Raw genomic sequence first — 9,989 nt, forward strand, 5'->3', positions numbered from 1 at the left:
ATCTGCGGATTTGGGCTGGATCTCTGAGAAGTTAGACTATTTATTATGTTAGTGAAAATAATTAGTAGATCGATCGCAAAAATATCTGGTACTATGCCCCTCGGTTTAGCGTTGACATTGCCATTCGTCGTGCAAACTTTCGCCGTAGTCAGTATAGTTGGATATTTGTCGTTCAAAAATGGACAACAAGCAATTCAAAAACTTGCAGACAACTTGCAGGGCGAAATCAGTGGGCGCATTCAAGAACACCTCGCGCATTACTTAGAAAAACCTTATAATATTGTCCAACTCAACGCAGGTGCAGCTCAACTTGGGAAACTGAGACCTGAAGATTTTCTAGAAACTGAACGCTCCTTTTGGCAGCAGGTAAAAATATTTTCATCGGTGCGTCAAATCTATTTAGGGACGAAAGAAGGTCAGTTTATTGGAGTTAGTCGAGAGGAATCTGGTCAATTAGTTACCAGAATTACAGAAAACTTTCCCCGACGTTCTTTTTATGAGCTAGATGCTTTCGGCGATCGAACGAAGCTGTTGCGTTTTGAACCAACTTATGACTTGCGAACTCGCCCTTGGTACATTGGTGCAACCGCAGCCGAATCACCGATATGGACTGCGATTTATACATTTTTTCAAGGCGATTTGGGAATCACGGTGGCTCAGCCATTTTATGATAAGAAGGGCGACTTTCGTGGCATCATGGCAGTCGATATTCTTTTGGGTCAAATTAGCGATTTTCTTAGAAAAATCAAAATTAGTCGATCGGGTCAGGTATTTATTATGGAGCGATCGGGCGCAATAGTTGGCAGTTCGACGGAGGAAAAACCGTACATTACTGACGCCAGTGGCAAATTGCAACGCTTGCCAGCAATTGATAGCACAAATCCCTTAACTGCATCGGCAGCAAAACACATAATTAGTAGTTTCAACTTGAGCTTAGTTGAACCACCACAAAAGCTACAATTTAAACTTAACAATCAATCTAATTTTGTACATATTCTGTCCTATAAAGACCAGGTAGGACTGGATTGGTTGGTGGTGGTAGTAATTCCAGCAAACGATTTCATGGATGAAATCAATAGCAACACCCGCAGCACTATTTTACTTTGTATCGCTGCCCTATTTCTATCAATAATTATTGGAACTTTGACAGCGCGATCGCTCACAAAGCCAATTCTCCGATTAAACGCAGCAGCCAAAAACCTTGCGGGAGGAGAATGGGAGCACAAAGTTGAGCTGGATCTCGATCGCACCGACGAAGTAGGGCAGCTAGCCAAATCCTTTACCAGCATGGCATCTCAACTGCAAATATCCTTCAATACCCTAGAAACTCAGAATCAAGAATTGCAGCAACTCGACAAACTCAAAGACGAATTCTTAGCCAACACTTCCCACGAATTCCGAACTCCCCTTAACGGAATGATCGGCATTGCCGAATCAATGATTGACGGCGCCACCGGAACGTTATCAGAAATTCAACAACAAAACCTCTCAATGATTGCCAGCAGTGGCAGGCGACTCAACGAACTTGTTGACAACATTCTTGACTTTGCCCAACTCAAAAATCAGAAACTAGAATTGCAGCTTCAGAGTGTAGGATTGAGGTCAATTGTCGAAGTGATTCTCACCGTTTGTCAACATTTAACGGCTGGCAAAGATTTAGAATTAATTAATGCCATCGATTCAGATTTGCCATTAGTTTTAGCCGACGAAAACCGCCTGCAACAAATCTTCTACAATTTAATTGGAAATGCGATTAAATTTACGGAATCCGGCACGGTAAAAATATCAGCAGCAATTGTAGATACCGACGGCAAAACATCTCTGGGAGTGTCCCCGTCAAATCTCCCAGCATCAAACCCAGATTTTCAAATAGCTGTCACGGTTTCCGACACAGGAATCGGAATTTCTGTCGCTAATCTCGATCGCATTTTTGAACCATTTGAACAAGGCGACGGTTCCACAGTCAGGCAATACGGAGGCACAGGCTTAGGTTTGACACTCTCCAAACAATTTGTCGAACTCCACGGCGGCAAAATATACGCAGAATCCCAAATCGGCATCGGTTCGCGTTTCACATTTACCCTACCTCTTTCTCCCGAAACCATTCATCCTAGCGAAGCAGGAATAAATCGGCAGCTAGCATCGCCAATTCAGGATTCAGAATCAGAAAACAACAGAAATAAAACTTATCTATCCTCCAATTGGAATGTGCCTAAACCCGCTCCGAATCCAGTAAAGCAAGCCACTGCGCTATTAGAAGTCGAAAAATTTAAACTTTTGATAGTTGATGACGATCCGATTAACCTGCAAGTTTTAAACAATCACCTTTCTCTACAAAATTACAGTGTCATTCAGGCACTAAACGGCGAACAAGCCTTATCACTCTTGGAAAGCGGGGTGCATTTTGACTTAATCATTCTCGACATCATGATGCCCAGAATGTCTGGTTATGAAGTCTGCGCTAAACTCAGAGAGAAATACCCATCTCACGAGTTGCCCGTAGTGATGCTAACTGCCAAAAATCAAGTATCAGACTTAATAGCAGGATTTCAATTCGGAGCAAATGACTATCTAACTAAACCCTTCTCGAAAGACGAACTGTTAACCAGAATTAAGTCTCACATCAATTTATCGCAAACTAATAGCGCCTACGGGCGATTTTTCCCCGATGCTTTCTTAGACTTTTTGAAAAAAGAAAGCATTGTGGATATCCAATTAGGGAATCATGTCAGCAAACAAATGGCAGTCATGTTTAGCGATATTCGCTCGTTTACTGCCCTTTCCGAAACGATGACTCCGCAGCAAAACTTTGACTTTGTTAATGATTACCTGCGAGAAGTAAGTCCAAAAATTAGAGAACATCACGGCTTTATTGTCAAGTATTTAGGAGATGGGATGATGGCTGTTTTTCCCAACGGTGCTGACGATGCTGTCAAAGGTGGAATCGCTAAACTGCAACAAGTGTACGAATATAATGCCGATCGCATACACAGCGGATATCCACCGATTCAAGTCGGCGTAGGAGTGCATTTTGGTCACATGATGGTGGGTATAGTTGGGGAAGCGGAGAGAATGCAGGGAGATGCTTTTTCGGATAATGTCAATTTAGCCTCTCGTCTGGAAAGTCTCACTAAGTTATATGGAGTATCTTTGATAATTTCCGAGAAAGTTTTGGATAATTTGACGGATCGCGAACAGTATCAAATCCGTTTTTTAGATAGAGTAATTGTCAAGGGAAAACAGCAGCCAATTTCTATCTATGAAGTCCTCGATGCAGAAACAGAGTTGCTCAGGGAAATGAAGTTACAAACTCAGACTGATTTTGAACGGGGTTTAGAACATTATCGCTCTCACGAATTTAAGGCTGCTAAAATCTGTTTTTATCAAGTTTTAGCCGTTAATCCTGACGATAAAACGGCTGCACTGTATTTGGAGCGAGTCAATCATTTGATTGAGAGAGGCGTACCGGAAAATTGGTCTGGGGTTTGGACTTTAACTCAGAAGTGATATCGTAGTATCGGTAGATAGTAGATTTGCGGGTTTCAAACAACTTAAGAATTGAGTCAACGACAATTTCTGTAACGATGGGGTTAAAGTCGGTAATAAAGTCATCGGCTTCCAGATTGGCCCTAAAAAATTGCTTAGCCCGATCGCACTGATAGCGCATTTCGTCAAATCCCACAATTTTGACCATAAACGTTGCTAGGGGGGAGTTTTCCAAATCGGTATTAGAACTGCTTTTCGCCCGCCCATTTTCTAATAAATTGAATACTTCTGTTTCTAAAGGAGTTTGAGGTTGGTGAGGTTTCTCTATTTCAGGAAAAAAGCTTTCCAGACGGATGCCTTTATCGGCTCTATCTGGCAGTTCTCCCATCATCATGGCCAGAGAAACATCGAGTCCCAAACCGGAAGAAAGAGCTTCCAGTAGGGCGATAGCAGCCAGTTTGCACCCCAGATAAAGCTGGGAAATTTCGAGATTGTACCTAGCAGTAGTTTCCCAGCGCTGATATGTGCGATCGTCTGGGGTTCCCTCAAACTGCCGAAAAATCACCTCGGGCTTGAGATAAGTCAGAAAACCCTCCATCTTCAGCAAAGCAACTCGGTAGTCGCGAACCGTATAAAAACCGTAGCTGGTAATATTGTGATTAGTTTCCGGTAGTAAATTCCAGGTATTTGCCAAAAAATGGGCTGAACTTTCGTGAGCAAAACTAATTACATCCCGGTTGGCAATTCGCACAGCTTTTTTCACGGTTTCCCGTATTTGCTCATCAGTTAAACTGAGGTGAAACAGGCTAGTTATTGCTTGCAAGCGGTCATAAAGGCGCCGAGTTGGGGTTACTCCCCACTCGGCGGAGCGAAACGGAATTGTTTCTTCTATGCAGGCGACAATTTGAAGCAATTGCTCGCGCTTGAGAAATGGTTCGAGAGATTTTGCTGCAACTAAAGCGCTGAGAAATTCGTTTTGTCCGACGAAGGGATTGAGCACTTCTCCGGGTACAAAACCGAATATGAGCATTACCATTTCTAAGGTAGCATCAGCAGGGAGTTCAGATTGCTCCCGAATCCGTAGCTGTTTGTTAACCTCTTTGGTAACAGGAGTGATGTAGTAGCTGACGTTAAAGTTAATGCTGTGATCGACTTGTACGTAGACGATATCGTGAAATAAAGCTGCCAAAACCTCGATCGCATCTTGATTTCCCCCGACCTCAAAAATATGTTCGGGAGTATGGAAAAACCGCCAGGGCCCGGTCATCGGCTGAACTATAAGTTCGGCAATCCGAGCTAGTTCGGTTGGTTCGACTTCTGCGTTGAGGCGAGCGATCGCCCAAATCAGCTTTTCTAAGCATTGTAAGTATGCTTCTTTGCTATCAATCACAGTCTTTTCCACTAACATTACACCCACTTCTACCATCCTCTTATTGTTTTTATTTTTCCGTAAATTTGCCCCGTTTTTTATTTCTGAGTTTTTTTGAAGAGATTAACAGGAATTTAGGAAGCAAATACTTCCTTGAAATCAACTTAATTCCCTGTAGCAGATCTGCCTTGTTTTCCCAATCTAATTAGGACAAAGTATGATAAGTAAACCACATAAATTGCTAAACCTGTCAAACCCAAAAATCCCAAAAATTGAGGGCTTGCTTTAGCATGAAACATCTGTTTGTACAGCCAAGGCGGGTCAAACCAAACGCTGCAAAAAGGTTCGTCAATTACTTGTATTTGAGATTTAAAGGCACAGGTTAAGAAGGGAATTTGAGCTAGGGCGCCCAAACCGCTGTAAACAGTAATCGCCCACCGCCAAGCTGTAAAAGCCAGCTTTAAAGACGACTGCGGTCGATCGGCAATTTCGTCGTTTAAATCTTCCCAAAACCACAGACAAGCAGGAATCAATGCCCTCCCCATCACCGACGACACAAAGCTTACAGGCAGTGCAGCCATCATCAGGTAAAGTGTAATTGCCAACAAACTCGCCACCCGCCAATAAATCATCAACAAACGGGCGATCGCGTCAGATGAAGCAAAAACAGCCCAAATCAGCACTACCAGCGGGATCGAAATGGTTAATAACACCGACAACCGGTAATCCATCCACACAAGTGGTTGAAACCAAGGCCCGGTGGCTGCCAATAAAAGACTAAACATCTTTGGGAAAATATACTTACTTATTTCTGACAGATTTTACTACAAAAGCGCTCAAAAAGCAGGGATGAGATAAGACGGCGGTCTTTTTAGGTCTTCTTAGGATCGTGAATTAAATAATTTACACATATTTGTGGGATGGGCGTCCCGCCCGTCCAGAAAGGACGGGCGGGACGCCCATCCCACAAGAACAATAAAAAAAATTGTAAGTTATTTAATTCTCATTCCTTAGTTGCTTCATAAACCGATCAAAAAATCCCGCGCCAAAAGTTAATTTCGGCGCGGGATCGAAGGGAGAAAACTAAGTTGCTCGTTTATTCGTCGTAGATGCGGCACTCAGCAGCGTCAGGATTGTCGTCGCAATACTTTTCAAAAGAATTCTTAGGTTTGACTTGCTTTTGGTGGGAAGCTTCAGCTTGCAGTTCTTCAACTGCGTCCCACGCTGCTGCACATTCCCCGGAAGTGGCGCCCTTCAAGTCACAGACGGTACGAGCGCTTTCTAGTTCTTCTTCAATTTTTTCTTCGATGTTGCCTGCGGGTGTTGTTGTCATAAACTTGTTGGTATGAAAGGTTTTCTTTTTGGATGTTAGCTTGTGTTTGACTTGCCGTTTCTGTCTGGCGATCTCAACTAATACTAGCTTGAGATGTGCTGCTGTGGCAGCCCAGATAGAAACCATCCCTAACTGCGATCGCGGCCGCCGTCTTTACTTCCTGCTTTGCCCAGATCCCGTCGGCGGGTTCTAGTCCACAGGCATGAATGCAGGTTGAGCTGACCTGACTTTTTATGAAAACACTACACGAAGTTGGTGTGTCAAACTGTATTGAGCTTTATCTTTTAAGATTTTGCTGAACACGGCTTTTAACACTAAACAGATTGAGTCGAGACTCATGTTAACTTATGTTAACACGATCGCGGACTGCGAGGGGAATCGATCGCCCCATAAAACCGTCCCGTCAGTGGCCTGTTCCGGTTAGCCTAAGTATTGTAAAACTTTATTAAAACTATAAGCAACAGTAAGCAATAGTAGTACCATATAGTCAGGAGGGCAAAATGAAACTACCCGATTACGCAAAAGCAATAGGCATCAGTTATACAACAGCTTGGCGGTGGTGGAAGACTGGCAAGCTACCACATCCGGCACGGCAAACAGAAAGCGGTTTAATTATAGTTGACTATTCGCCACAAAAACCACGTTCGGAGTTGAAACAAAATCGAGTTGCAATTTACAGCCGAGTCTCGTCTTCTGAAAACAAGGAAAATCTCAACCGCCAATCACTTCGATTAACCGAATATGCGATAGCCAACGGTTATCAAATCGTCAGAAATGTCAAAGAAATTGGCAGCGGATTAAATGACAACAGAAAACAACTAGAAGCTTTACTCCAACAAGATGACTACAATATTCTTTTAATTGAACATAAAGACCGTCTAGCTAGATTTGGCACACATTATCTAGACATACTTCTACTAAGATCAGGAGTTAAGCTAGAAATTGTCAATTTAGCCGACAATGGGCGAGATGAATTAATGCAAGACTTAGTGGCTGTTGTCACAAGTTTTGCTGCTCGACTTTACGGACAACGCCTGGGAGCACGAAAAACGGAGAGAATCATTGCCGAGTTAAAAAATGGAGAGTCTGAATGCAATTAGCAGAGAGACATATCATTAAATCCACAGAACATCGTTTCGCCACTATCGATCGGTTAGCCTTTAAATCAAAAAATCTCTACAATGCTGCCAACTACGTTATCCGCCAAAACTTTGTATACGGATGGGGGTATCTCAACTACAACAAAATGGCTCAGTTGATGAAATCTCATCCAGCATACAAAGCATTGCCAGCGAAAGTAAGCCAACAAATCTTGATGATATTGGACAAGAATTGGCAAGGTTTTTTTGCAACCGTTAAAGCTTATAAAATGCAGCCCACAAAATTCACGGGATGCCCAAAACTACCTAAGTATAAAGATAAAGTCAAAGGGCGAAACCTTGTTGTATACACAATTCAGGCGATTAGTAGTAAGCAATTACCGAAAGGAATTATCAAAATTTCAGGGACTGATATCTCAATTAAAACTCAGGTAAAACCAGAGAAAATATGTCAAGTTAGGTTAGTTTCCAAGTGTGATTCTTATGCGATTGAGGTAATTCACGATGAGCCGGAGTCCACCAGTGATGCAAATCAGAAAGAATCAGTAGCTAGTATAGATTTAGGATTGAATAATTTAGGAGCGCTAACTTCAAATCAGCCGGGGTTTGTCCCTTTACTGATTAACGGGCGACCACTGAAATCAATTAATCAATTCTACAACAAACGTAAGGCACATATACAGTCTCGATTGAAAGGTCTGCGCCAAACATCGCGTAGAATTCAGCGCTTGACTCGTTGTCGAAACCAGAAAATCGATAATTACTTGCACCATGCCAGTCGTGACATTATCAATCTTTTAAGAGAACTCAAGATTGGGACTCTGGTAATTGGCAAAAATGTACAATGGAAAAACGAGATAAATTTGGGGAAAAAAACTAATCAGAACTTCGTCACAATTCCTCATGATCGATTGATTGAGATGTTGGAATATAAGGCTGCATTAGTTGGGATAAGAGTGATGTTACAGGAAGAATCATATACTTCTGTCTCCAGTTTTATTTCTTTAGACCCGATTTCTGTTTACGGTCAGAATAGCGCCCAGGATGTCAAGTTTAGTGGCAAACGAATTAAGAGAGGATTGTACAAAACATCGAGCGGTCAATTAATTAATGCCGATGTTAATGGGTCTTACAATATCATGAGAAAAGCAATCCCAAATGCTTTTAGCAATGGGATAGGGATCTGCGTAGCTCAGCCGAGGCGGGTCAATCCGCTCGAAGTAAGAAAGAAGGGGGAGGGACTTCATGCCTCCTGTGTCATGTAATAAATGACTATACTTTTACAAGCTATAGAAATAGTTTTTATAGAGAAGTTTGCCTTATGTACGAAAACCAAATGCAATGGGTCAGTGCTTTATCAACCCGTCCGTCTTTAGAATCAGCCCTGAAAGAAGTTGTAGAACAAGCCGATCGCGAATTAGAAGGCCCGGCAGATTTAGCCCTGATCTTTATCTCATCTGCCTTTGCTAGCGAGTATTCTCGGCTGATGCCTTTACTGCGAGAATTGCTGCCCGTGCCCGCGATTTTGGGCTGCGGCGGGGGAGGAGTCATCGGCACGAACCGGGGCGGGCTCACCGAAGAAGTAGAGGGTTCTCCCGCAGTCAGCCTGAGTTTAGCCCGCTTACCTGGAGTAAACGTCAGAACTTTTCACGTCGGTGCAGAAGAACTGCCGGACTTGGACAGCCCCCCGGATACTTGGGTGAATGTCTTGGGTGTGCCTGCCCAGGAAGAACCGCAGTTTATCATCTTGGCAGACCCATTTTCCTCACAAATTAACGATTTGCTCCAAGGACTCGATTATGCCTATCCGGGCGCGCCGAAGGTAGGAGGACTGGCCGGCGGGGACGGTGCGGGCAGAGGTGCGGCGCTGTTTTGCGACTATCAGTTGTACCGAGAAGGGACGGTGGGAGTGGCTTTGAGCGGGAATATAGTTCTGGAAACGATCGTCGCGCAAGGCTGTAGACCGATCGGGCATCCTTATCGGGTGACGGAAGGAGAGCGCAATATTTTGCTGAAACTCGAAGAACAAACCGACGATATGGGCAGCAGGGGCATCGAGCGATCGCCCTTAGACGCCCTGCGAGAGTTAGTTCAAACTTTGAGCGAAGCAGACAGAGAATTAGCGCAGCACTCGTTATTTGTCGGCTTAGTCAGCGATGAATTCAAGATGACATTAGAGCCTGGGGATTTTTTAATCCGCAATTTGTTGGGTGTAGATCCGAAAGTGGGGGCAATTGCGATCGGCGATCGAGTCCGTCCCGGACAGCGCATCCAATTTCACCTGCGGGACGCCCGCACCTCCGCAGAAGATCTAGAAATGCTGCTCGATCGGCATCAGCGATCGGCCGAGGACAGGGGTACATCCAGTGCCGGCGCCTTGATGTTCTCCTGTCTGGGGCGCGGGGAAGGGCTTTACGGTCAATCGAACTTTGACTCGCGACTGTTCGGCAGATACCTCAAAAACATCCCCTTGAGCGGCTTTTTCTGCAACGGCGAAATCGGCCCCGTCGGCGGCAGCACATTTCTGCACGGTTACACCTCGGTATTCGGGATTTGCCGCCAAAATTCCTAATTTTGTTGACTGTTGATGGTTGATATCATCTCAAATCCGGTGGCATCGGAATTATTAGTAGCCAAAATTAGGAGACGGCAGTGCCGTTTCCCTACAATATTATTTTCGGTAGGGACACGGCACTGCCGT

The 9,989-nt window shown here is 44.0% G+C and carries 7 protein-coding genes; 4 read left to right on the forward strand and 3 right to left on the reverse strand.

Annotation, left to right across the window (positions count from 1 at the left end):
- Positions 1-45 precede the first annotated feature (45 nt).
- Positions 46-3,507, forward strand: coding sequence for a response regulator (locus JGK22_RS23730; protein ID WP_293190613.1), 3,462 nt, complete (start codon positions 46-48; stop codon positions 3,505-3,507).
- Here the strand turns inward: JGK22_RS23730 and JGK22_RS23735 are convergent.
- From JGK22_RS23735 to JGK22_RS23745, 3 genes are all read right to left on the reverse strand, one after another.
- Positions 3,440-4,894: a hypothetical protein gene (locus JGK22_RS23735; RefSeq protein ID WP_293183013.1), complete on the reverse strand. Its 1,455-nt coding sequence runs from the start codon at positions 4,892-4,894 to the stop codon at positions 3,440-3,442. The genes JGK22_RS23730 and JGK22_RS23735 overlap by 68 nt on opposite strands.
- 125 nt (positions 4,895-5,019) lie before the next feature.
- Positions 5,020-5,640, reverse strand: coding sequence for a DUF3177 family protein (locus tag JGK22_RS23740; protein ID WP_293183011.1), 621 nt, complete (start codon positions 5,638-5,640; stop codon positions 5,020-5,022).
- 311 nt (positions 5,641-5,951) lie between these two features.
- Positions 5,952-6,188 carry a Calvin cycle protein CP12 gene (locus JGK22_RS23745; RefSeq protein WP_293151347.1) on the reverse strand — a complete coding sequence of 79 codons (237 nt, stop codon included), beginning with the start codon at positions 6,186-6,188 and terminating at the stop codon, positions 5,952-5,954.
- 500 nt (positions 6,189-6,688) lie between these two features.
- Here JGK22_RS23745 and JGK22_RS23750 point away from each other — a divergent pair, with 500 nt between their 5' ends.
- From JGK22_RS23750 to JGK22_RS23760, 3 genes are read left to right on the forward strand one after another with little or no spacing between them, the layout of a single operon-like run.
- Complete coding sequence (locus JGK22_RS23750) at positions 6,689-7,288, forward strand: IS607 family transposase (protein ID WP_293183009.1); 600 nt, start codon at positions 6,689-6,691, stop codon at positions 7,286-7,288.
- Complete coding sequence (locus JGK22_RS23755) at positions 7,279-8,553, forward strand: transposase (protein ID WP_293183007.1); 1,275 nt, start codon at positions 7,279-7,281, stop codon at positions 8,551-8,553. The genes JGK22_RS23750 and JGK22_RS23755 overlap by 10 nt, the downstream gene beginning before the upstream one ends.
- A 56-nt stretch (positions 8,554-8,609) precedes the next feature.
- Positions 8,610-9,860 carry an FIST N-terminal domain-containing protein gene (locus JGK22_RS23760; protein ID WP_293183005.1) on the forward strand — a complete coding sequence of 417 codons (1,251 nt, stop codon included), beginning with the start codon at positions 8,610-8,612 and terminating at the stop codon, positions 9,858-9,860.
- Positions 9,861-9,989: the final 129 nt, after the last annotated feature.

This window comes from Microcoleus sp. PH2017_08_TRC_O_A (assembly GCF_020738665.1).
Lineage (GTDB): Bacteria > Cyanobacteriota > Cyanobacteriia > Cyanobacteriales > Microcoleaceae > Microcoleus.

Coding starts and splice junctions, on each gene's coding strand:
- JGK22_RS23730 (WP_293190613.1), top strand. CDS start 46: ATGTTAGTGAAAATAATTAGTAGATCGATCGCAAAAATATCTGGTACT.
- JGK22_RS23735 (WP_293183013.1), bottom strand. CDS start 4,894: ATGTTAGTGGAAAAGACTGTGATTGATAGCAAAGAAGCATACTTACAA.
- JGK22_RS23740 (WP_293183011.1), bottom strand. CDS start 5,640: ATGTTTAGTCTTTTATTGGCAGCCACCGGGCCTTGGTTTCAACCACTT.
- JGK22_RS23745 (WP_293151347.1), bottom strand. CDS start 6,188: ATGACAACAACACCCGCAGGCAACATCGAAGAAAAAATTGAAGAAGAA.
- JGK22_RS23750 (WP_293183009.1), top strand. CDS start 6,689: ATGAAACTACCCGATTACGCAAAAGCAATAGGCATCAGTTATACAACA.
- JGK22_RS23755 (WP_293183007.1), top strand. CDS start 7,279: ATGCAATTAGCAGAGAGACATATCATTAAATCCACAGAACATCGTTTC.
- JGK22_RS23760 (WP_293183005.1), top strand. CDS start 8,610: ATGTACGAAAACCAAATGCAATGGGTCAGTGCTTTATCAACCCGTCCG.